Annotated in this window: 18 protein-coding genes; 11 read left to right on the top strand and 7 right to left on the bottom strand. The window is 48.4% G+C overall.

What is annotated here, in order from left to right:
• Window positions 1-37: 37 nt before the first annotated feature.
• Complete coding sequence (locus tag HHL17_RS22820) at window positions 38-1,006, top strand: DUF2167 domain-containing protein (RefSeq protein ID WP_169227092.1); 969 nt, start codon at window positions 38-40, stop codon at window positions 1,004-1,006.
• Here the strand turns inward: HHL17_RS22820 and HHL17_RS33450 are convergent.
• The 4 genes from HHL17_RS33450 to HHL17_RS22800 all read right to left on the bottom strand — a co-directional run bounded on the left by HHL17_RS33450 (window position 995) and on the right by HHL17_RS22800 (window position 5,836).
• Window positions 995-1,243, bottom strand: coding sequence for a hypothetical protein (locus HHL17_RS33450; RefSeq protein ID WP_206156133.1), 249 nt, complete (start codon window positions 1,241-1,243; stop codon window positions 995-997). The genes HHL17_RS22820 and HHL17_RS33450 overlap by 12 nt on opposite strands.
• Before the next feature lie 135 nt (window positions 1,244-1,378).
• Window positions 1,379-2,290 carry an alpha/beta fold hydrolase gene (locus HHL17_RS22810; RefSeq protein WP_169227091.1) on the bottom strand — a complete coding sequence of 304 codons (912 nt, stop codon included), beginning with the start codon at window positions 2,288-2,290 and terminating at the stop codon, window positions 1,379-1,381.
• Between the two features lie 52 nt (window positions 2,291-2,342).
• Complete coding sequence (locus HHL17_RS22805; RefSeq protein ID WP_240975935.1) at window positions 2,343-2,660, bottom strand: HopJ type III effector protein; 318 nt, start codon at window positions 2,658-2,660, stop codon at window positions 2,343-2,345.
• A 143-nt stretch (window positions 2,661-2,803) separates the two neighbouring features.
• Window positions 2,804-5,836 (bottom strand): AsmA-like C-terminal region-containing protein, encoded by a 3,033-nt coding sequence (locus tag HHL17_RS22800; protein ID WP_169227089.1) that lies wholly within the window; start codon window positions 5,834-5,836, stop codon window positions 2,804-2,806.
• 341 nt (window positions 5,837-6,177) lie between these two features.
• On the opposite strand from HHL17_RS22800, the gene HHL17_RS22795 reads away from it, so the two are divergent.
• The 4 genes from HHL17_RS22795 to HHL17_RS22780 all read left to right on the top strand — a co-directional run bounded on the left by HHL17_RS22795 (window position 6,178) and on the right by HHL17_RS22780 (window position 9,338).
• A complete protein-coding gene (locus tag HHL17_RS22795) occupies window positions 6,178-7,041 on the top strand; it encodes an NmrA family NAD(P)-binding protein (RefSeq protein ID WP_169227088.1) in 864 nt (287 codons plus the stop codon).
• Between the two features lie 5 nt (window positions 7,042-7,046).
• Complete coding sequence (locus tag HHL17_RS22790) at window positions 7,047-7,976, top strand: helix-turn-helix domain-containing protein (RefSeq protein ID WP_169227087.1); 930 nt, start codon at window positions 7,047-7,049, stop codon at window positions 7,974-7,976.
• Window positions 7,977-8,079: 103 nt separating this feature from the next.
• A complete protein-coding gene (locus HHL17_RS22785; protein ID WP_169227086.1) occupies window positions 8,080-8,406 on the top strand; it encodes a hypothetical protein in 327 nt (108 codons plus the stop codon).
• Window positions 8,407-8,489: 83 nt separating this feature from the next.
• Window positions 8,490-9,338, top strand: a complete 849-nt coding sequence (locus HHL17_RS22780; protein ID WP_169227085.1) for a YwqG family protein — start codon at window positions 8,490-8,492, stop codon at window positions 9,336-9,338.
• Window positions 9,339-9,561: 223 nt separating this feature from the next.
• On the opposite strand, the gene HHL17_RS22775 is transcribed toward HHL17_RS22780, so the two are convergent.
• Window positions 9,562-10,320: a basic secretory protein-like protein gene (locus tag HHL17_RS22775; protein ID WP_206156132.1), complete on the bottom strand. Its 759-nt coding sequence runs from the start codon at window positions 10,318-10,320 to the stop codon at window positions 9,562-9,564.
• Between the two features lie 552 nt (window positions 10,321-10,872).
• Here HHL17_RS22775 and HHL17_RS22770 point away from each other — a divergent pair.
• A complete protein-coding gene (locus HHL17_RS22770; RefSeq protein ID WP_169227084.1) occupies window positions 10,873-11,688 on the top strand; it encodes an SDR family oxidoreductase in 816 nt (271 codons plus the stop codon).
• Between the two features lie 86 nt (window positions 11,689-11,774).
• The gene (locus HHL17_RS22765; RefSeq protein ID WP_169227083.1) at window positions 11,775-12,683 is read left to right on the top strand and encodes a helix-turn-helix domain-containing protein; all 909 of its coding nucleotides are present in this window, start codon (window positions 11,775-11,777) and stop codon (window positions 12,681-12,683) included.
• Here the strand turns inward: HHL17_RS22765 and HHL17_RS22760 are convergent.
• Window positions 12,680-14,071: a B12-binding domain-containing radical SAM protein gene (locus HHL17_RS22760; RefSeq protein WP_169227082.1), complete on the bottom strand. Its 1,392-nt coding sequence runs from the start codon at window positions 14,069-14,071 to the stop codon at window positions 12,680-12,682. The two genes, HHL17_RS22765 and HHL17_RS22760, sit on opposite strands and share 4 nt — an antisense overlap.
• 265 nt (window positions 14,072-14,336) lie before the next feature.
• Here HHL17_RS22760 and HHL17_RS33445 point away from each other — a divergent pair, with 265 nt between their 5' ends.
• Window positions 14,337-15,407: a hypothetical protein gene (locus tag HHL17_RS33445; protein WP_206156131.1), complete on the top strand. Its 1,071-nt coding sequence runs from the start codon at window positions 14,337-14,339 to the stop codon at window positions 15,405-15,407.
• Window positions 15,408-15,483: 76 nt separating this feature from the next.
• Here HHL17_RS33445 and HHL17_RS22750 read toward each other — a convergent pair whose 3' ends face one another.
• Window positions 15,484-17,847 carry a metallophosphoesterase gene (locus tag HHL17_RS22750; RefSeq protein ID WP_169227081.1) on the bottom strand — a complete coding sequence of 788 codons (2,364 nt, stop codon included), beginning with the start codon at window positions 17,845-17,847 and terminating at the stop codon, window positions 15,484-15,486.
• Window positions 17,848-18,073: 226 nt separating this feature from the next.
• Here HHL17_RS22750 and HHL17_RS22745 point away from each other — a divergent pair, with 226 nt between their 5' ends.
• The 3 genes from HHL17_RS22745 (at window position 18,074) to HHL17_RS22735 (ending at window position 21,709) form a co-directional block, all read left to right on the top strand.
• Window positions 18,074-19,888: a cytochrome c peroxidase gene (locus HHL17_RS22745; RefSeq protein WP_169227080.1), complete on the top strand. Its 1,815-nt coding sequence runs from the start codon at window positions 18,074-18,076 to the stop codon at window positions 19,886-19,888.
• Between the two features lie 106 nt (window positions 19,889-19,994).
• Entirely contained in the window at window positions 19,995-20,669 is a 675-nt protein-coding gene (locus tag HHL17_RS22740) for a response regulator transcription factor (protein WP_169227079.1), read from the top strand.
• Window positions 20,666-21,709 (top strand): sensor histidine kinase, encoded by a 1,044-nt coding sequence (locus HHL17_RS22735; protein ID WP_169227078.1) that lies wholly within the window; start codon window positions 20,666-20,668, stop codon window positions 21,707-21,709. The genes HHL17_RS22740 and HHL17_RS22735 overlap by 4 nt, the downstream gene beginning before the upstream one ends.
• Window positions 21,710-21,790: the final 81 nt, after the last annotated feature.

Here is a 21,790-nt window from a genome sequence, read left to right as displayed (position 1 = left end):
TTATTGCACTTTTGCCGCCTGAAATATTTATTCATTCATGTTAAAGTACCTATGTCTGGCTAGTTTGCTGTTTGTAGCCCTATCCCTTAAAGCAGCCCCTGTACGTGACTCTGTCGAAATTTCCCAGGAACAGGCAGAGAAAATGGTGGATTCTATCCGCAAAGCACAAAAGTATGAAACCGGTGTTATTAAACTCCCCGGCGGTAAAGCGGAGATTAAGATCCCTGCGGGATTTAAGTTCCTCAACGAAGAACAGAGCAAATATGTCTTAACTAAGTTGTGGGGCAATCCTGAGGCCAATGCGGCCAATACGCTGGGAATGATTTTTCCCGAAAAGTCAGACCCTTTCTCTGATAGCAGCTATGCTTTCATCGTGGAGTACGAAGATATCGGCTACGTAAAAGATGGCGATGCGGAAAAAATCGATTACGATGACATGCTGAAAAACCTGCAGAAAGATGAGAAGGAGGAAAATGCACAACGTTTAAAAGAAGGTTATCCGAGCATTCACCTGGTAGGATGGGCGCAGACGCCCTTCTATGACAAGAAAAACAAAGTATTGCACTGGGCCAAGGAAATTCATTTCGGGGATTCAGATGGGACCAATACACTGAATTACCAGGTCCGCATTTTAGGCCGTCATGGCATCCTGTCGCTGAATGCAGTATGTACTATGCGTGAACTGCCATTGGTGAAAGCGGATATTGATAAAGTACTGCACATGGCCACTTTCACGGAAGGTAATACCTATTTCGATTTTGATCCGAAGATTGATAACGTGGCCGCATGGACCATCGGTGGACTGGTAGCCGGTAAAGTACTCGCTAAAGTGGGATTCTTCGCCATCATCCTGAAGTTCCTGGCAGCAGGCTGGAAATTTATCCTGTTGGGATTTGCTGCATTGGCAGGCGTAGTGAAGAGGTTCTTCGGCCGCAAAAAAGAAGCGAAGCAACTGGAAGGAGATACGGAGATGACTTCCACAGAAGAGCCGCCATCAACATTGTAATCCGTTACAATACACATACGAAGAGTATCCGCAAGGGTACTCTTTTTTTATTGTTGTATGTTCCGGGGAGATGGCTACTCTGCCGGGGGTATCTTTCAGGCTGTCATCTTCGAGATCAAGGCCAAGGGCGAGCATGATCTCATGGAAGTGGTACCGTATTGCTTCAAACTTGCCCTCGTTTGTCAATTTTTTATTTCCGTGCGTTAACACCGTTTCTTTCTCAAGATCTGTCTGCATGTTTTGTCAGGTATTGATGGTTGTATACATTAGACAAATAAGGGTTTAAAAGGTTACAAGATTTGGCGGAAATTTTAAAAATTAAGCCCGGTTGTAGTCCATGAAAGGTACAACCGGGCTATAAAAGCTCTTTTATCAGGGTTTAACGGAGCTTTTTTTAAAAACACTATTAATCACGTCACCAACCTTACCGGGGTCCTGGTGGTGAATTCCATGACTATAACCTGGCAGCAGGATGATCTCACTGTTTTTCTGATGTTTAATCAAATTGCGGTAATGTTTGATCCTCAGATCATCAAAAGTATCAAACCACGCCCTGCCATTAATACCCAGTTTGGCATTCATCTCTTCTTCATACCGCTCAATAGGTCTGTTATAAGCAATCAGCACAGCAACAGGAATGTCTCTGAGTTCATTTAAGTTGTTGTACTCTTTGAAAAAAACATCTTTGCTGACATTCAGTTCCCTTTTCATTTCGGTTCTTACACCTTCGGGCATGTTTTTGTCGCCAGCCATATCAGTGAGCATGCTGAGCCACAATTCCTGGTAACCTATTTTGCTTTTTGATGATTTCGCGGCACTATCATTTTCATTTTGGGTAAGCATGAAATCTGTGGGATCAATCAAAACCAATCCTGCTGTTTCCTTTGGGTAGAATGCGGCAAACAAACGGGCTAAAGCGCCTCCTATGGAGTGCCCCACCAGCAGGTAAGGAGGTTGGATGTTCAATGTTTGCAGGGTCCGGTGTAGTTTTTTTACCACATCGCTATCGCTCTTGATGGCTATGTCCACACCGGAATGGCCAATTCCATTTCTGTCGTAGGTAAACCAGGGGATGTTGCCAGAAAGCCTAGAAAGAAGGATGGAGAAATTTTCTCCGCTCATTCCCATGCCGCTTTCAAAGACGGCGACCGGCTCACCAGGCTTTCTGGTTTCCAGGCCGCCTACAGTATAAAACGTTTCTATCCCATCTATACGGATGCTGCGCTGGGCCCATGATACGGAGCAGGCAGACACTAAAGCAAGAGTAAACAGTAGTTTTCTCATTGTGGAATTCCTTTATGCTGATGAGGTCCTGGACAGATGATCACCTCACCCGCTATTTCTGTACCAGGGCCTGGCCTTCAAACACCACGCCAGCCCATCCATGCGTCATAAACTGCCGGATGTTTTGGTGGTCCTGCGCATCAGGGGTACTTAATACTGATTGATAGTGTTCTGCAAACAGGTAAAGGGTATCTTCTTTGGAGAGATCATTTAATTGCGCGAAAGCAAAAACTTTAGCGCTACCCTGGTTTTGTGTTGCCTCGTTATACGCGTCTCCGTTTTTAAAGGCCGTTGGCTGATGGTGATATTGACTTTCGATGAATTCAATCACTTCTTTAAACTGGATGGTATTGTCCTTAAGTTTCCCCATCAATGTCGTTAATTGCCCGTTCATGCAGCGTTATATTTTAAGATGAATGTGAAGTGAAGATGAATATAAATCCTCACCACCGCTCAAAAATAGAAATTTTTATCTTTTTGTTACGGAGAAGAACAGGCCTGAAAAGATGAAGGTTATTCATCTGTATCGGGTGTTTCTTCCAGTTGGTCTTTATCGCTGCCTCTGCGCAGTTTTACGGTCGGATTGCTTTGAGTGCCGGTGACGTTGAAAGGGATGCCCAGGATGCCGAACGGCGGCAGGCCCAGTCGGCCTTTCAGGTTTAAGCGGCCATCCATGCTCACCTGTCCTTCGAAGCGGGGGCGGAAGCCGGCTACACGCAGCTTGGTCCTTTCGATGGTAATAATGTTATTGCTGATGGTGGATTTAATATCCACTTTGGAAACATCCGGGTCTTTAATGTCTGATTTGCCGGTGGACTGGCTGACGGCGTTCATCAGCTTGAAGCCTTTCAGCTTGATTTTCTTGACAGACAATACACCGCCGCCTTTCAGGGAAGGGTATACGGGGTTCATGTTACCATCCAGTTTACCGCTCAGGCGATAGTCGAGGCCTACGATGCCGCTGGCGCCGGCAGCTGAACTGGCCATGTCCCGGAAGATTTTAATTTCATTATAGGCGCGGCGGATATCAAACTCTTTTGCGGTGATGTGGTAGTCGAAGGAGGCCCGCTGCGGCTGTATGCAGGCGTAGGTGGCGTCCATCTCTACGGGGGCGCCGATAATATTGAACCCGGTTTTGTTGAGTGCTACTTTGCCGCTGTCCAGTACCAGCTGCCCATGGAAACTATCGATGTTCATGCCTTTGAAGCGGATCCTGTCGGCGGCTGCGTTGAGTGTCAGTGCCAGGTTGGAAGGCAGCATGATCACGCCGGAAGAAGCCGTGGTTTTGGCTGGCGTAGCGGCAGCCGGACTGTTATTGGTCATCAGTTCATCTACCAGCACATAGTTGCTCCTGAAATCGAAGTTGCCCTGCAGTATTTGATTTTTCGCGGTGAGATAGCCAATCACATTGCTTAAAAAGCCGTTCATGGTAAGCTTCGATTTGCCATAGGTGGCGATAAAGGTGTCGAACCACATTTTATCCTGGTCAAACCGGAATACACCGTTGCTGATATAAAAGGGGAGCGGGAACATGTCCGATTGGAGCACAATATCCCTGACGGTCATTTTGCCCCGGTTGTTTAGTTTGTTATAACGCCCGGCGAGGGCATCGGCCTGGGTGCCGCTAAGGGCCAGGTTGGTCTGGATGAAGCCTTTCAGGTCATATCCCTGTAGCGCGAATACTTTATAGATGGCGCCCAGATCGATCGTGCCGTTAGAGGTAATGTTATACCGCAGGTTATCGAAATTGCTAAGATCGGCTTTCAGCAGAAAGGGGTTTCCTTCGAATTCAAAAGCAATGGGCTTCACGTCTACCTTCAGGGAGCTGAGCGTGCCGGTGGTATTGGTAACGGTGGCGTCTACGTTGATCTTCTGAATAGGTTTCGGGTAATATTTTGTTTGCAGGGTACCATTATCCATGGTGAGTTTGGCGGTCGTTACCGGGAACAATCTTTTTGCCGGTACATAGCTGCCTTTGGTATTGATGTCTACATGCAAGGCACCGGTAACGTCCAGGCTGTCCATGGGGCAGAACTGTTTGACGTCGCTCAGTTGCAGGACAGACGCCAGTTGCGCGTCAATGACAGGCGCCTGGGCGTTGCTGAAACGGAAGTAGCCTTTGATATAGTTGCTGAGCAGGTTGGCGTTGATGTTATCAATGTTAAAGTGCGTATGTGCGAGGTTGTTATCCGGGCAATTGGCAGCTACCTGGAAGCTGATATTTTTAAGTGCTTCCGGCAGGGAGGCAAATTTAAAGTAGCCATCATGGAAGCTGGCCTGGAGATCAAAAGAAGGAATACTGCTGATAACGGTGTCCGGAAGATGTTTGGGGCCACGGTCCACGATGCTGGTGGCATACGGGCCATCGGCCAGCATATGCGCCTGCAGGCGGCCTTTCACGTCAAACGACTGCCAGCCCATCGCTTTGCTCCATTTTTCCAGGTCCAGGTCTGTATTTAATTTGAGATGGATATCCGGTGTTTTCAGGCCTTTTACCCGTATCACGGAACTGAAATAATCTTTGTCGATGTTAAAGAAGATAGAGTCTACGTTAAGGTATAAACTATCGGTATTCAGTTGTGCCAGCCTGGACTGAAAATTCAGGAACAGGTTTTTAATGGGCGCCGGTGCTTTCGGATTGGTGATCACACCATTACGGACCTGCATATTAAAGGTGAGGTTGGGCATGGTGTTGGTTTCCGCAATGTATTCACCGATTAAACTGGCATTTACGTCTGCGGTGCCCTCCACATTGGTGTGCTGCATCCAGGTGAGATATTCAGGCGGCAGGGCGCCAAAAATAGCATGCAGGCTGGATTCCATGGAACTGAGCCGGAAGTCCATTTTGTAGCCGTTCTTCATGAAGGCGAAGGCGCCTTTTAATCTTACCGGCAGCTCATTTATTTTCAGGTCATTTCTTTCAAAAACAAAATCCAGGGAGTTGGTATTGATCTTGGTGACCAGCTCTCCATTCAGTTTTTTAGATAAGATATAGGAAGTATTGGCATAAGTAAAATCCAGGGAACCGATATTGATTTTAGAGTGAAGATCAAAGATCGCTTTGGAGAGGTCGCCTTTTCCTACATAGTTCACCTCTTTGGCCTGTACGTACATGGGGAGCGACTGATCATCGTAGATAAGATGGCAATGATCAATTTGTATCCTTTCTATCTTCATAGAGGCGCTGCCGCTGTCCGGTTTGCTGGGCGTGGTGGCAGGAGCGGATTTATATACGTTATAGTTCGGATGCCCGCTGGAATCCACCATGATATGTATTTTCCCGTTGGTCAGGTATATTTCGTCGATGGTGATGGCATCAGAGAAAACGCTTTGCAGGTTGACGCCAAGGGATACTTCATTACCGGCAACAAGCGTGTCTTGCTGGAAAGGCGCTCCGCCTTTCAGGCTAAAATCGTACAGGGTCAGCGTTAGGGCCGGAAAGTGGTTAAAGAAGGATAACCGGGCTTTGGAAAAATTAAGCTCGCCGGTGATACTGCTGTTGGCCCAGGTCTTGATTTTGTTGGATACTGCATCAGGAAACAGCATGGGTAGCAAAAACAATAGCGCAAGAATTGCGGCCAGAGATATCGAAGTAATTTTTAATATTTTTAATGCAACTTTTTTAATGAAGGCATTACGCATAGCAATCCGGGTATATATTTAAGCGGTGCCGACATATGTCCTGTAGGAATGGCACATATGACTGGCATTTTTTATTACGGTTCCGGGGCGAAGGTAGCGCTTTTTTAACTGTAGGGCTTGCAGGATAGGCCGTTTTCAAAAAGACAACGTTTATTTATTACGTAGATTCTCCTATAATCTTCTGAGATCTGAACACTTTTACACCGGCATTCCGGGACACCTTTGGGTACATTAAATTGCTAACAATGAAAATCGTACTTACAGGCTCTCTCGGAAATATCAGTAAGCCGCTCACGGAAATATTGGTGAAGGAAGGACACCAGGTGACCCTCATCACGACAGACGCCAACAAACAGGCTGCTATACAGGCGATGGGCGCTCAACCCGCTATCGGCAGTATCACGGACCCGTCTTTCCTCGTGAAAGCCTTTACCGGCGCTGATGCTGTTTATTGTATGAACCCGCTGGACTTTACCTCCCGGGATGTAAGCACATGGGACAGGAACATGGACCGTTATGTTCACGCTATCCGGGAAACGGGCGTAAAGCGTGCAGTGGTGCTCACCGGATGGATAGCGCATCTGCTGCATTCCGTACAGCCGGAGAAAAAGTTTGAGGCACTGAACGGGGTGTCAGTTACCTTTGTAAGGCCAGGGCCGTTCTACAGCAATTTCTATCATCTGAAGGACATGATCCGCCACCAGGGCATGATCATGTCCAATTATGGGGGAGAAGACATGGTGGCTTTTGTGGCACCGGAGGATATTGCTGCTGCTATCGCGGAAGAGCTCAACGCTCCGGCAGCAGTGGGTTTGAAAGCGAGGTATGTGGCCAGCGAGGAGCTAACGTGCACACAGGCGGCGCAAATTATAGGAGAGGCTGTTGGCATACCTGGCCTCCAATGGATAACACTGCCGGGAGAACAGGTGAAACAAGGGCTGGAAGCTACCGGCGTATCACCTGAAGTAGCCGGATTACTGGTAGAAATGCAGGAAAATATGCATAATGGGAAAGCGCAGGAGGATTATTATCTTAACAGACCAGCATTGGGAAAAAGAAAACTAAAGGATTTTGCCCGGGAGTATGCTGCCTGGTATCATCAAAACTAAATATTATGGCCGGAAATCCGCCCCTGAAAATAAAAGGCATCCATGGGTTATCACAACTGAGAAGCCTGCCGGAAGCGAAGCATCCGCTGATTAACGTGATCAATATTGCCGACTTAAAGGACCCATCCAGGAATTCAGATGTCACGATGACGACTGACTTTTACTTTATCAGTATGAGCCGGTTCATGCAGTCATGTCTGAAGATGAAGTACGGGCAACAGGAATATGATTTTGATAAAGGCGTGATGAGCTTCATGGCGCCGGGGCGGGTATTTAGCTTTAATGCTTATCGGGAGGACGAAATAAATCAAACCGGATGGTTGCTGTTGCTCCATCCGGACTTTCTCTGGAACCATCCCCTTGCCCTGAAAATAAAGCAATACGAGTTCTTCGATTATTCGGTGAACGAAGCCCTGTTCCTGTCTGAAGATGAGGAGCAGACCATCTGCGGGTTGTTCAGGAATATAGAACGGGAGTATCTTACCAATATTGATAAATTCAGTCAGGGGATCATTATTTCTATCATCGAGACCCTGCTGGGATATGCGGAACGTTTTTACCAGCGGCAGTTCATTACCCGTAAAATCACCCACCATTGTATCGTGGACCAGCTGGAAGCATTGCTGGAAAAGGCTTTTGCACCGGAGGTGCTGGAAGAGAAAGGGATACCAACGGTAAAGGAGATATCCGGCCAGCTGAATATCTCCCCCAATTATCTGAGCGGCCTGCTTAAAACGCTTACCGGCAATAGTACCCAGCAGCATATACAAGAGAAGGTCATCGAAAAAGCAAAAGAAAGATTGACGATGACAGATCTGTCGGTCAATGAAATTGCCTTTGAGCTGGGGTTTGAATATCCGCAGTCATTTTCCAAACTGTTCAAGACCAAAACGAATATTTCACCGCTGGAGTTCAGGAAGGCAAGCCGGTTTTAAAAAAATTTCGGTGCATGTGTCCAAAATAATTAATCCCGGTTGTAGTATAGGTGTAAATGGCCCGGAAGGGTCTTCAACTTAAAACCATTTAATTTATACTGACATGATCACTGTACAAGTTACCTACACCGTAAAACCAGCATTTGTAGCAAAAAATAAAGAGAATATACAACGCTTCCTCGCTGATTTCCAAAAAATGGACGATTCCGCTTTCTGGTACCATATTTCCCTGATGGACGACGGGGTTACCTTCTCCCATTTCTCTGCTTACCGGGATGAGAAGATCCAGCAGGAAGTGCTGAATGTGCCCTCTTTCAAAGCATTTCAGCAGGAGCGGGATGAGAGTGGCCTCAACGGCTCACATGCCGTGAAAGTCCTGGAGTTTGTAGGCGCTTCTTCCGGAAAGGTGATGCCGGGACAGCCGATGTAAAATCGGCTGTTTCTTCCGGCTGGCTGCTAGTCAAACTCGTAAAAGATTTTATCTTTGGCCTGTTTTATAATTATAATTATCCCATGAATAAACAGGAATTTTACACCGCGTTAACAGCCCACAATTTTGACAATCACAAACCCCTATTTGAGGCCCTGATGAAAGACACGATCAGATACCATCTGACCCGGATCTATGACTACAACGATGTGCCTATTGGTGGCTCCAGGATAGGCGGCACGCCTGATTTGCCGGAGCATATTTCCTGGCCCGTTGACAACAAGGGTAACCCGTTGTCATTTATTGCGCAGCTCAATCTGTCGGAAGTGAAGTCTTTCGATACGCACCAGGTGCTTCCCGGTAGTGGTTACCTCTATTTCTTCTATGACGCTGATCAGGCTATGGGCGGATACTCGCTGGACGAAAAACACCTGTTCCGCGTGATCTATTTCGACGGGCCCCAGGATGCGCTGAGGGACCCCGATTTCCCGGAATCACTGGTCGAAACGGCACAATACAGCCCGTGCGCACTCTCTTTTGAAACGCAAGTATCTATGCCCTACAAATGGGGCAAGGCATTCTCCTTCCTCAGCAGCGAAGAAAGAGATACGTACGGCGAAAAGATATGGAAAGAAGTGGAGAGCAATAAAACATTGGGCCATGCAGATATACTGCAAGGGGAGATGGAGACATTCTGCCAGATCGTTACCCATAAAGATTTTACCGGCGACTTCAGAAAGTTTGACTCCCCGGAATATGCAGACGTGATGACCGGCGCCAAAGACTGGTTGCTGTTGCTACAGGTAGACAGTAACGAGGGAGATGCCAACATGATGTGGGCCGATATGGGACGTTTATATTTCTGGATCAGAAAACAGGACCTGGAGAAAAAGAACTTTGACGACTGCTGGTGCGTGTTGCAGGATATGTAATGTATTTTGACGCTCAAATAAGAAATCCGCATTTGGTCCCAGATGCGGATTTCCTGTTTGTGGAAGAAATAATATAGCAGGAATTAAGACGCAGGGTTACCGGCCGTGCCTTACAGGGCAGCCGGTAACCTGTAGTACATACCATTGCCTGAATAGTTGATCGACTGTTCATCATTCCCTGGTTAGAGAATAATAACGGCAATGCTATGATATCTTACATGAATTATAAGGCCGGGTTATTGGAGTAGTCTGTCCACAGCTGGTCTACTGATTTGCCGGTGAGTTGATTCCAGGTGTTGCCGGAGTAGGTCTTGTTGCGCAGCGCCGTATTCAGGTCATCCACAATGGTGGCCCTGACATGTCGTTCCAGCCATACGAGGAAACGTGCTGTTACGCGGTAGGCATCTGTATAGGACTGGGAAGAAGACCAGGCGGGGAGTGACCAGCCTGCGGGACCGTTGTTTACACCATACTTGTAGCGTACATAGTCCGCAATGCCTTCTGTCAGCCAACCGGGCGTGCCGCCGGTGTATGCCTGCACAACATGCATTACCTCATGGGTGAGTACGTCCACGTCCTGCGGATGATTGGCCATCCAGGCGGCGCTGTAGGTGACCGTGGTGCCGGACGTATAGGCCACACCGTTGTAGTTAGGATCAATAACAAATGTGACCTGTTTGGTGGCGCCTGTATAAAATCGATTTAGCAATGTAGGATAAATACTAAAGTACATGTCCACGAATTTTTGGCGGGTGGCATCGTCAAAACCACCGGCATTGTTGGTGAACGTAAGTTTATACCCATTGCTGGTGTAAATAACGGTGCCGACGGGCGTGGTGGAAGCGGCAGTTACCTGTTTGGCAGAGGATAACGCAGACTGCGCGGACTCCTGAGGCTCGGTGAGTGATGATTTGCTACAAGCAGAAAAAACAAAAAGAGAAACGGCACTGAGTGCAATGCATAACGGGTTTGGGTGTCTCATCAGACGTTGGGTTTCGTAGGGGCAGATAAACGGTCGATCAATAGTAAGTTATTGATAACTTCAGAATAATCCTATACCATCAGAAGAACCTGACAATTTGGTGATATTGTCAGATGGCAGACGGGTGGCGTATTTCAAGGATTCGTCAGTTGCTGCGGCGTGGTTGCGTTGTTGTGAAACAGTCATCCAAAGTTGATGAATTTATTCGCCATACAATATGCCGGGCCGGAGAAAAAATGTGCGGGAACGGAGAATTTGTGCGTGATAAAATAATATTGATTTTTTGCGCTCTCAGATAGCGCTTACCAGGTAGATAGGTAAAGGATACCAGAAGGATACCCGAGAGATACCTAAAGAAAACCCCTGTAAGTGCTTGTTAATTAGATGGATAGGAGAAGTCGTGTGACCGGTAACGGTGGAATGTTGATAGTATTTTGATTTAATTGCGCAATCGGTGCAGGAGGTGAAAAGTATACAATTTCCCCGGATTAGTCTTATAAGCCACCCTGTTTTGCGCCCGACCTTTACATCATCAAATTAAAAAATCCGAAAATGAATAAGACAGTTTTAATTACCGGCGCCAGTGCCGGGTTGGGAAAAGGAGCAGCGGAACTGTTCCAGTCAAAAGGCTGGAATGTGATCGCTACCATGCGCAAGCCTGAAGTGGAAACAACCCTGACCACCCTGGACAATGTGCTGGTTACCCGGCTGGATGTATTGGATACGGCTTCTATCGACAATGCGGTGCAGGAAGGTATCCGGAAATTTGGCAGGATTGATGTGCTGGTCAACAATGCCGGATATGGCGCCTATGGCCCGCTGGAATCATTCTCCAGGGAGCGGATCATCCGTCAGTTTAATACCAATGTGATAGGGTTGCTCGACGTGACCAAAGCGTTGCTGCCACATTTTCGTACCAATAAAAGCGGTATCATCATCAATATATCTTCTATTGGCGGTAAGATCACCTTCCCCTTAGGGTCACTGTACCACGGGACCAAATTTGCGGTGGAAGGCATCTCCGAATCACTGAGCTATGAAGTGGAGCAGTTTGGCGGAAAAGTGAAAATCGTCGAGCCGGGCGCCATAGCCACCGACTTCGTCAGCAGGTCATTTGATTTCAGCAATGATGAATCGCTCGTAGAATACCAGGGATTGGTGGGCAAATTAATGGAAACCACCACGGCTATGTACCAGGGCGCTCCAAACGGCCGCCAGATTGCGGAGGTGATTTATGAAGCGGCCACCGACGGTACCAATCAGCTGCGGTATACCGCCGGGGAAGATGCCAAAGTCATCATCGCCAACCGCAAACAACTGGATGACGAAGCTTTCATCGGTGGCATAAAAGCACAGTTGGGGCTTTGATGAAGTATGGAGAACGATGGAAGTGATGAGGCTGGTCATGACTTCCATCGTTTTACGTAATTTTATGGGAGATTAATGCATACAGTATGTCCGGGTTTATTCATATACAGACGATTTCCGATATATTTAAATTGTTCCGGCTGGAGGACGTTGTTCATCATCCGCTGGTGGCCGTCATAGATTTTAGCAAGGTAACGGAGCATATCAGCGATGGCACTAAAATTTCCGCAGGGCATTATACGGTCCTGTTCAAGGACTTTAATACCAGTGTGAAATACGGCCGCAAGATCGTGGATTTCCAGGATGGCAGCCTGATTTGCATGGCGCCCAACCAGGTCATCGAAATGGATGACGATACAGAAAGTACAGAAGGCATGGCAGGCTGGGGCCTGTTTTTCCATCCTGATCTCATCAGGGGCACTGCTTTGAACGACAGGATGAAGGACTACAGTTTTTTCTCCTATGAAACATCGGAGGCGCTTCACCTGTCAGAAAAAGAAAAACAGATTCTGCTTGACTGTATGCTAAAAATCCAGACAGAACTACAGGAAAATATTGATGTGCACAGCCAGGCGATCATCGTTTCCACGATTGAGTTACTATTGAATTATTGCTCCCGTTTTTACGGCCGGCAGTTTATCACGAGAAAAAGTTCCAATAACAATGTGGTCGCGCAGGTGGAAAAGATACTGACCGCGCATTTTACCGGCAATGCCACCGGTGAGAAAAAACTCATCACAGTAAAAGACCTGGCGGAGCAGGTGCATCTGTCTCCCGGTTATCTCAGCGATCTGCTAAAGAAGGAAACCGGGAAAAATACGCAGGACCACATCCACATCCATTTGATCGAAGCAGCTAAAAACATCCTGCTAAGCACCAATATGCCTGTTGGTGAAATTGCCTACTCGCTGGGGTTTGACTATCCCCAGTATTTTAATAAACTGTTTAAGCAGAAAACGGGGAAAACACCGCTGGAATTCAGGAGCATGAATTAAGCCGGCAATGCTAACGCATTGCCTTTTCTTTCAGGATGCATAACCGGTTCCACGGCGTTTACGCCGTTTTTTCGTTTAGTCATGTCGATCGGGTAGTTTTTCCTGACCCGTTTATAGGAGTAGAAGCTGTTCATAAAGAGGGATAGCAGCAGTGCGCCCCACCTGAGCGTAAATAGGCCGCGAAGTATCCGTTTGCCGGCATACCAGGGCGAGAATGACTTTTTCCATAACTTTCTGTGGGCATGCAGCAGTTGTTCGGCATCGATTTTTTTCGGTGTAAAAGCAACGTTATAACCATTGTAATAATTCCAGTTCCTGTCTTCCAGTATTCTGTCCTCCTTTTTTAATGTTTGATAGATAGGGGTGCCTCTGAATGGCGTCATGATACTCAGGAAGGGAACGTCTATGCCTATTTCCATCAGCTGATCGGCCATGTTGACGATACTTTGTTCATCGTCATGATCGAAGCCGGCGATAAAACCGGCCATCACTGCAATGCCGCGTTGGCGGATCGCTTTCACGGCAGCGCTGTAGTTGGCTATTTTGTTTTGCCGTTTGTTGGCATCGGCGAGGGAATCTGTTCCGAAAGATTCGATGCCGAGGAAAACGCCGATACAGCCGGATGCCTTCATGAGGTCCAGCAGTTCCGGATCTTTGGCGATGTCCATACTGGCCTGGGTAAGCCACCATTTTTTCAAAGGGATCATTTCCTGCAACAGTTCCCGGATGTAGGGGCGCCTGATCGTGAGGTTGTCATCCCAGAACCATACCACCTTCCGTTGCCACCAGTAGTCGAATTTATCGTAGCCTGCATCGCGCAATACATCTTTAACAGGCCTTAGCCGGAAACCCGGATTGAGCGAGGGAACGGTGCAGAAGGAGCAGGAGAAGGGGCATCCCCTGGTAGCCTGGACCACTTTCCGGATAAAGAATTTGTTCGGTAGCAGGTCATATCTTGGCGTGGGGAGGTCCTGCATGTCGCAGGGACTGCCGGCGTATATCCGTTTCAGTTGCCCCGCAGCAGCATCGGTGATCAGCTGCGGCCACACGTTCTCCGCTTCACCGGTGACGATGGCGTCAAAGTATTCCAGCGCTTCTGATTGACAGTAGGTCACATGCGGACCGCCGGCCACCACTGTTTTCCCTCTTTTCCTGAACTCCACGGCCAGTGTATAGGCCGCCATGGCAAAACCACTGAAGAAGGAGATGGCGATCAGATCGGCATCTGTGTCGGTATTAATTTTATCTACCTGCTGATGATAAACAGCTACGGTATGCCCCGCCGGCGTGATGGCCGCCAGGTGTATACCGGTAATGGGCGGCACAAAATCATATTCATGGCCGAATTCGTATCGCTGAACATACGCGATGATAATATCTATTTTCATAGCAGGTTATTTTAGAATGGCCATACAAAAATACGAATATACTTTGAAACACAAAGTGCTTTTTATTATAGTGAATTAATTTCCCCGCCAGCGGATCGGGGAGGGGGTAAACTGGTCAAAGCGTCTCCGTACATCTACTGAGTTATCAAATTCCCTGTTTCTACGCTTATCAGCTTGCCGCCGGGAGCCTACTTTTGTACTGTAATTAACCGGTTAACCCCAGATAACGTTTATTAATCACACAAAACAAATTAACCCCCATATTATGGATAGGCTTCTACCGGGACAATCGCTCCCAGTCGGCGGAACATTAACTGCCCCCAACGGAAAAACGACATTGATACTACAAGGCGACGGCAACCTGGTACTGTACCGTACCGGCAATATACCCAGATGGGCCTCCAATACGGACGGCCGTCAGGTAGACATACTGGAAATGCAGCAGGATGGTAACCTCGTCATGTATGGCCCCGGCCACAGCTACGTATGGGACACGGGCACAGACGGCCACTATGGCGCCTGGCTGATATTACAGGATGATGGCAACCTGGTGATATATGATGCCAATGGTAAAGCGTTATGGTCATCCGATACCTGGATAAGGCAACACAGCGTACCCGGATTTACACCGAGCGTGAACGCTTTTCATTTTAGTAACAGCCGGTTTCCGGATTGCCCGTTGTTTAACCTGATACCGCCCATTCCTTTCGGTACTATCAAAATCCCCATTGGCAACGCTTCCAATGGCGTGTGCGGCGGTATGGTGTTCGTTGTGCGTGACCTCTTTGAAAGCAAAATGCTTCCGCCGGCCACGACTACGTCTCCCTGTGGTGGCACGATGTACAACTACCTGGTGGACCGCTTTATCACCAGCTTCAACCTGCCCGGCGGCATCACTACGTATATGGTATTGATGAACCCCGCGCTGCCGGACCATGAAACGGACATGAGCAAAATAGGCCTGGCGCCGCGAGGCAGGGCCTGGCGCATGATCAAAGATGAATGGCCTAAAATGAAACGTAAGCTGGACAGTAACCAGCTGGTACCCCTCGCATTGGTACAAACAAAATCCCTCAATCCTGCTGACCTCGGCGAAAACCACGTGGTGCTGGTGTATGGCTATGAGCTGGATGGCGCTGATCTCTCGCTGAAAATATATGATCCCAATTTCCCGGATGTAAATAATGCTACGATCAGTTTTTCCATTGCCAATCCTAACAATACTACACAAGTATTCCGTTCACATGGCTCCAAACGCATCTGGTGTTTCTTTCAACCTTTCTATACTTTCAGCCGGCCTACGTTTATACACGCTGCCACACCCATTGGTAGCTAACAGCAGCCGCATGACAAATAAAAATCCCGGGACATTCTTATGATGCCCCGGGATTTTTTATTTAAGAAAATATCGGTTATTCTACTACCAGTTGTTGCGTTTGTCGCTCACCGTTATTGTTGATCACCGTGAGGATATAATTGCCGCGCGGCAGTGTGATGGTTTGTGTAGAGGTACCGGAACCTACCTGCCATGCATTTTCCTGTATTTTCCTGCCGGAAAGGTCTACAATGCTGTATCTCACCAGCTGCTGCTGTTTGCTGCTGATCTCCACCAGTAATTTATTATTGGGAGATGGATTAGGATATACTTTACAGGAGAAGGTAGATGGTGCTGCCGTTGTTTTGTTTTCGGCGACGGCGGTGGTGGCCATCAGCGCGCCGGTCACTACTTTGAAGGTATCGGTTACGCAGATCGTTGGCGTGGCGTTGTCGGTAACGGTATACACCGTGGTGCTGTTGGGCGTTACAGTCCTGGTACGACTGGCAGAGCCGTCATCCCATTGGTAGTTGCCGGGCCAGGAAGCGCTAAGAGTAAGCGGTTGCCCGGCAGTAGCATTCACCACGGTGGTTTTATTGACATCTTTCATCATGGTGAAGCGGTCTTTGATCGTTTTATCCGCCGCAATGAATTTCGCATCCAGCCTGTTGCCTTCTATCTCCAATACCAGTGAACCACCGGTAGTGGCATTGGCATAATAGGAACTGGCGTGCGGGAAAGAAGAAGAGGTACCGCCTACTTGTCCGGCGGAACCGGCCACTACGTACACGGTGCCGTGGTTTGTTTTGGCGGACGAAGATATGTAAGGGCAGGAGCTGGCAGTACTATCGTATTTCGCGCTGCTCTTGCTGACAGCATGCTGCGTCAGCGAGAAGGTGTTTTCCAGTCCATAGTGCCCGCGGATAAAGTAAGAACGTTCGTAATCGTGACTATGGCCGTTGAGGATAAGGTCTACCCCGTAGCGTTCCAGTATGCGGATGAGGTTCTGTCTTACTTTTACCAGTTCACTTTCTGAATCTGAATTATGGCTGCCCATAGTGTATGGCGGATGGTGCCAGTAGGCAATGGTCCATTTGCGGTTGTTGGCAGCGAGGTCGTTTTTAAGCCACTGTATCTGTGTGGCGGTGGTATCGTAAAAACGTTTGTTGCTCTCTTCTCCGTAGGAATCCAGGCAGATAAAGTGGATATCGCCATAATCAAAAGAGTAGTACTCTTCTTTACCGGAAGCTACGCCGCCGCATTCCCCATTTTTCGGCAGGGTGAAGTTGGCGAGGTAAGGGATATTGTGGTCATCCTGACGGGAAGGATCGTTATCATAATCGTGGTTGCCAGGGGTGGGGAACAGCAGGATGTTTTTGAGCAGGTTGTCTTTGTAGATATTAAAGAAATTGGTTTGATACTCGTTATCAAATCCGCCGTCATAGGCGTTGTCGCCGAGGAGCAGCCATACATCGGTGGGAGCGGAGCCAACATAGTTGAGGTAGGCGTCCCGCACTTTGGTCTGATTGCTGGAATTGTTGCCGCAGTCGCCATAAGCTGCAATCCTGATTTTGCGCGTGGTATTGGTGGGTGGTGCGGTATTGAAATAGTTTTTATCGGTGGCTTCCAGCACAGCGGTGGTGGTACCGATGCTGTAATAGTAGCGGGTATCTGGTTGCAGGTTGGTAAGCCTCACTTCATGTTCGGTAGCGGAGGTGGTGTTCACCACGCTGTCCGTCAGGCTGCCGTACACCGTGCCATACTTCACTTTGGTGTTGCTGGCCGCGGCGGTGCGCCAGCGGATAGTGACGGCGGTCTGGTTGCCCATTTGCAGGTAGGGGCCTCTTACCACAGAAGCGGAGGAGCTGCCGCTATTGCCTTTCAGTTGCAGGTCAAAGGAAATGTCGCTGCTGGTCACCACCTGCTGATGTATCTCCACTGCGATGGTGTTGCTGCCTTCCACAAAAGCGGAAACAGGAATGGAGGCTGTCTGTACGGAGGCGCCGTCGTCGCTCGCATCGGCGGAGGCCAGGGTGTTGTAGGAGATGATCCCGGAGGGCATGTTGTCTCTTTTTACTTCGGTGCCGTTTACATACACCACGATACCGTCGTCTCTCCTGAATTCCAGCGTGAAGCTGGTGTAGTTGCTAAGGCCGGTGAGGGTGAACTGCTTCCGGAAGTACGTGGTGGCATACTTGCTGTTGGCATTGCTGCCATAGCTTACAACGGTGGCTTCGTCACCGTCGCCATAACCCAGTTCGGCAGGGCCGCTCTTCCAGGAGCCGTCGTTGAAGGTGGCCGATCGCCACGACGAGCCCTGGTTGGAGCCGTTGTCAAGGTATTTCCAGGTAGAACCAAAGGGGACCAGTGTGGTCTGTGCCTGTAACGCCAGGCCCAGCAGGGCGCTACAACAGGTAAGGATGCACGATTTCGCAATAGTGGGCAAGCATGGGATCATCATGAGATGAGATTTAAGTGTGTTTGGAAGTTGATAGATCGATTTAGATTGAATGTGAATTGGATTAATCGTCTGATACAGAAAAGGTTGAGGAATGAAGCGCTGGGTTTCCGGGGGGCGCGCATTACTGCTTCATTACAGGTCTCGCAAAAACATGTTCTGGTGATGAAATTAGTTATAATTTTCATATTTTACAATAGCTAGATAAAATAATGTCTTGCCGGAACCCATGAGAACTATCCTTACGGTGCTATTGTTAGCCACACTAACGTTTATGCAGCCACGCCGGGAGCCACCGCCCGCCACGGTACTGGAAAGCTATTTCAGTCAACAAATGGGCGCTGTTGCCGACAGCCTTCAGCTATTACAGCAGGCTATCCGCGGTCATGCATCGGTGGCCATGCAACAGCGGCTGTTCCGCTCCGCCCGGCTGGCATACAAGCGTGCTGAGTTTCTCACGGAATATTATTACCCCCACCTGGTGCGGAGCATCAATGGTCCTGCCTTACCTTTCGCTGATGGAGAGAACTCCCGCGATATATTGCCCCCACAGGGTTTCCAGGTGATGGAAGAAAAACTGTGGGCGCCGGCTGTTGCTGCTAAAGAATTACAGACTGCTGTTACGGCGCTGAGGGCGCAGTTTACCGCCTTGCAATCACAAACAGACCCGTACGGTTTTATGGATGTCTATGTGTTTGATGCCATGCGCTTTGAGCTATACCGTATCATCGCTTTGGGTATTTCCGGTTACGATTCACCTATAGCGCTGTTGTCGATGCCGGAGGCAGCGGCCGCCCTGGAAGGAGTGGAATATGCTGCGATGCTCTATGCCGGCAGTTTGACTAACGATAGCATCAAACATACGCTGAAGGAACGTTTCAGCGCGGCGCGGCAGTACCTGTTGCAACACCCGGGCTTCAACGAATTTGACCGGCTCCACTTCATCACGCACTACGCCAATCCGTTAAGCGCCGCTCTACTGGCGCTACAGCAGCAGCTTTCCTTACAGCAGCCACCCGAACGAAGGATATTGTCTCCGGAAGCGCCGCATCTTTTTGCTATGCGGTACTATAACGTCAACGGATATTCGCCGAATTATGAATCAGACCCAACGGCCGGGAGGATACAACTGGGGCAGCGCCTGTTTTATGATCCCATGCTGTCAGGTAATCTGCAACGTTCCTGCGCTTCCTGTCATCAGGCATCGAAAGCTTTTACGGATGGTCTGGCCCGGAACATGGACCTGGACGGCAAAGCGCTCATCGCCCGTAATACGCCCACGCTGTTGAATGCAGCGTTCCAGTCGAAACAGTTTTACGATTCACGCGCCATCTTCCTCGAAAATCAGGTCTCAGACGTGGTACACAACAAACGGGAGATGAATGGCTCCCTGCAACAGACGGCTCATGCGCTGAAGAAAGACAGCACCTATGTCCGGCTCTTCGCTAAAGCCTTTGCGGAAGGGCATAACAGCATCACGGAAGAAAACATCGCCAATGCGCTGGCCTCTTTCCTGCGGTCGCTCACCAGTCTGCAGTCACGCTTCGATCTGTATATGAATGGTGATACTACCGTGTTGAACACTACGGAAAAGAAAGGCTTTAATGTCTTCATGGGAAAGGGGAAATGCGGTACCTGCCATTTTGCGCCACTGTTCAGTGGTGTGGTGCCGCCTTATTTTGCTGAACCGGAATCGGAAGTGCTGGGCGTGCCGGCAAGTACCCGTCCGCATGCACCGCTGGACAAAGACCCGGGTAAGTACGTGCTGTATAAAATCAGCATTCACCGCTACGCTTTTAAAACGCCGACGGTACGCAACAGCGCCCTCACGGCTCCTTATATGCATAATGGCGTGTTCACTACGCTGGAATCGGTGATCGACTTCTACGACAAGGGAGGCGGCGCGGGACTGGGCATTGCACCACCCAATCAGACGTTGCCCGCGGAAAAGCTGCAATTGACGCCGCAGGACAAAAAGGCGCTGGTGGCCTTCATGCAGGCATTGACGGACACCAGCAGCTGGAAAGCTGCAGCGGCGTACTGATATAACAGCCTCTACCTGTTGTTGGGGTCGTCTAACGGGTATGTTTTCAATGCCTTATGCCATATTAGTTCAGAATAAAACCAAAATCCCTTGTTACATTCGCCTCATGAAAATTCTCATAATAGAAGATGAGGCGGATCTGGCCCAAAGTATAGCTGCCTATCTGGCTGACGAGAACTATATCTGCGAGTTTGCCGTTAACTACAGCGAAGCGCTGCAAAAAATAGAAACTTACCGGTACGACTGTATTTTACTGGACCTGATGATACCAGGTGGCAGCGGATGGTCTATACTGAAGGAATTAAGAGCGCAGCAGGAGCAGAACGGCATCATTATTATTTCCGCCAGAAATTCGATTGACGATAAGGTGACCGGTCTGCAGACGGGGGCCGACGATTATTTGGCAAAACCCTTTCATCTTCCGGAGCTGGCGGCCCGCATTTACTCGGTTATCCGCAGAAAACAGTTCGCTACAACCAATATTATTGAACAAAACGAAATAAAAATAGACCTGCTTGCCAAACAGGTGACCATACACGAACAGGAAGTTGTGCTGACCAAAAAGGAGTTTAGCCTGTTGTTGTACTTTGTGAGCAATAAAAACAAGGTCATCTCCAAAAGCGCCATCGCGGAGCAGCTATCCGGGGACATCGCTGATATGTTCGATAACTATGATTTTATCTACACACATATCAAGAATCTCAAAAGAAAGTTATTGGATGCCGGCTATGGAAATTATCTCAAAACAATTTACGGGACAGGATATAAATGGGTGGTATGAAAAAATTACTCAACTTTTCATTGAAAAGGTTTATCGTTTATGCTTCAGTGGTGTTAGCCATCAGCATACCGGTGTATTATTTCTTTCTCAACAAGTTATGGCAATATGAACTGGCGGAGCATGATGTCATCCTTACAGATAAAGCCGTTCGGGAAGACAGCTTCCTGATCATCGGTACAGTAACCCTGCTTACGGTGATATTCTTCTTCCTGCTGATGGGCGGATTACTCCTCCTGAACCGCAGTATTTCACGCAGGTTGTGGCAGCCTTTCTATGATAGCCTGTCCCGGATCAAGGATTTTGATCTGAACAAACAAAATACCGTTTCCTTCGGCGAAACAAATATCGTGGAGTTTGCAGAACTCAATAAACACCTGCATAAACTGATCAGTGGTTCCGTGGCGGCTTACAAACAGCAAAAGGAGTTTGCCGATAATGCCTCCCACGAGCTACAGACTCCCCTTGCCATTGTTCAGTCCAAGCTGGACCTTTTATTGCAAAGCCAGTCGCTGACGGATGAACAATATAATATTATCGAAGATGCCGGCAGGGCACTGACAAGGGTGGGGCGTATCAATAAGAACCTGTTGCTGCTTGCCCGCATCGACAACAGCCAGTATATGGACACAGAGAGGGTTGATCTTTCGACGCTTTTAGACAACACCATCAGTGCTTTCAGGGAGTTCGCCGCCACAAAGCAGATTATTATAAAATCCGATATCGCTAAAGATATTGAGATAAGCAGTAACAGGGGGTTATTGGATATACTGGTCAACAACTTACTGAATAATGCTATCAGGCACAGTGCTCCTGATAGCATGATAGAAGTGACCCTTTCAGGGAAAACGCTCGTTTTTTCCAACGCGGGTGATGAACCCCTGCAATATGAGCAGCTTTTTAAGCGTTTCAGCAGCGCTTCGTCCCAAACTCCGGGCACTGGTCTTGGCCTGGCTTTGGTAAAGCAGATTGCGGACCGGTACAATTGGCAGGTCAATTATACTTTCGCGGATAACCATCATATTTTCTCATTAACCCTCTAACTCAGAATTTCCCCCAAATCAGGTTGTAACTATGCACCCTATACTGGTAGCATCAGGTGCCTTTTGGTACCCCTGTATTCG

It is taken from the genome of Chitinophaga fulva (assembly GCF_012927205.1).
Taxonomy (GTDB): domain Bacteria; phylum Bacteroidota; class Bacteroidia; order Chitinophagales; family Chitinophagaceae; genus Chitinophaga; species Chitinophaga fulva.
The sequence above is the reverse complement of the archived record's forward strand: the minus strand, read 5'-3'. Positions and strand labels throughout refer to the sequence as shown.

Coding starts and splice junctions, on each gene's coding strand:
- HHL17_RS22775 (WP_206156132.1), bottom strand. CDS start 10,320: ATGAGACACCCAAACCCGTTATGCATTGCACTCAGTGCCGTTTCTCTT.
- HHL17_RS22780 (WP_169227085.1), top strand. CDS start 8,490: ATGAATAAACAGGAATTTTACACCGCGTTAACAGCCCACAATTTTGAC.
- HHL17_RS22805 (WP_240975935.1), bottom strand. CDS start 2,660: ATGGGGAAACTTAAGGACAATACCATCCAGTTTAAAGAAGTGATTGAA.
- HHL17_RS22745 (WP_169227080.1), top strand. CDS start 18,074: ATGAGAACTATCCTTACGGTGCTATTGTTAGCCACACTAACGTTTATG.
- HHL17_RS22795 (WP_169227088.1), top strand. CDS start 6,178: ATGAAAATCGTACTTACAGGCTCTCTCGGAAATATCAGTAAGCCGCTC.
- HHL17_RS22760 (WP_169227082.1), bottom strand. CDS start 14,071: ATGAAAATAGATATTATCATCGCGTATGTTCAGCGATACGAATTCGGC.
- HHL17_RS22790 (WP_169227087.1), top strand. CDS start 7,047: ATGGCCGGAAATCCGCCCCTGAAAATAAAAGGCATCCATGGGTTATCA.
- HHL17_RS22765 (WP_169227083.1), top strand. CDS start 11,775: ATGTCCGGGTTTATTCATATACAGACGATTTCCGATATATTTAAATTG.
- HHL17_RS33445 (WP_206156131.1), top strand. CDS start 14,337: ATGGATAGGCTTCTACCGGGACAATCGCTCCCAGTCGGCGGAACATTA.
- HHL17_RS22735 (WP_169227078.1), top strand. CDS start 20,666: ATGAAAAAATTACTCAACTTTTCATTGAAAAGGTTTATCGTTTATGCT.
- HHL17_RS22740 (WP_169227079.1), top strand. CDS start 19,995: ATGAAAATTCTCATAATAGAAGATGAGGCGGATCTGGCCCAAAGTATA.
- HHL17_RS22800 (WP_169227089.1), bottom strand. CDS start 5,836: ATGCTGTTTCCTGATGCAGTATCCAACAAAATCAAGACCTGGGCCAAC.
- HHL17_RS22770 (WP_169227084.1), top strand. CDS start 10,873: ATGAATAAGACAGTTTTAATTACCGGCGCCAGTGCCGGGTTGGGAAAA.
- HHL17_RS22820 (WP_169227092.1), top strand. CDS start 38: ATGTTAAAGTACCTATGTCTGGCTAGTTTGCTGTTTGTAGCCCTATCC.
- HHL17_RS33450 (WP_206156133.1), bottom strand. CDS start 1,243: ATGCAGACAGATCTTGAGAAAGAAACGGTGTTAACGCACGGAAATAAA.
- HHL17_RS22810 (WP_169227091.1), bottom strand. CDS start 2,290: ATGAGAAAACTACTGTTTACTCTTGCTTTAGTGTCTGCCTGCTCCGTA.
- HHL17_RS22785 (WP_169227086.1), top strand. CDS start 8,080: ATGATCACTGTACAAGTTACCTACACCGTAAAACCAGCATTTGTAGCA.
- HHL17_RS22750 (WP_169227081.1), bottom strand. CDS start 17,847: ATGATGATCCCATGCTTGCCCACTATTGCGAAATCGTGCATCCTTACC.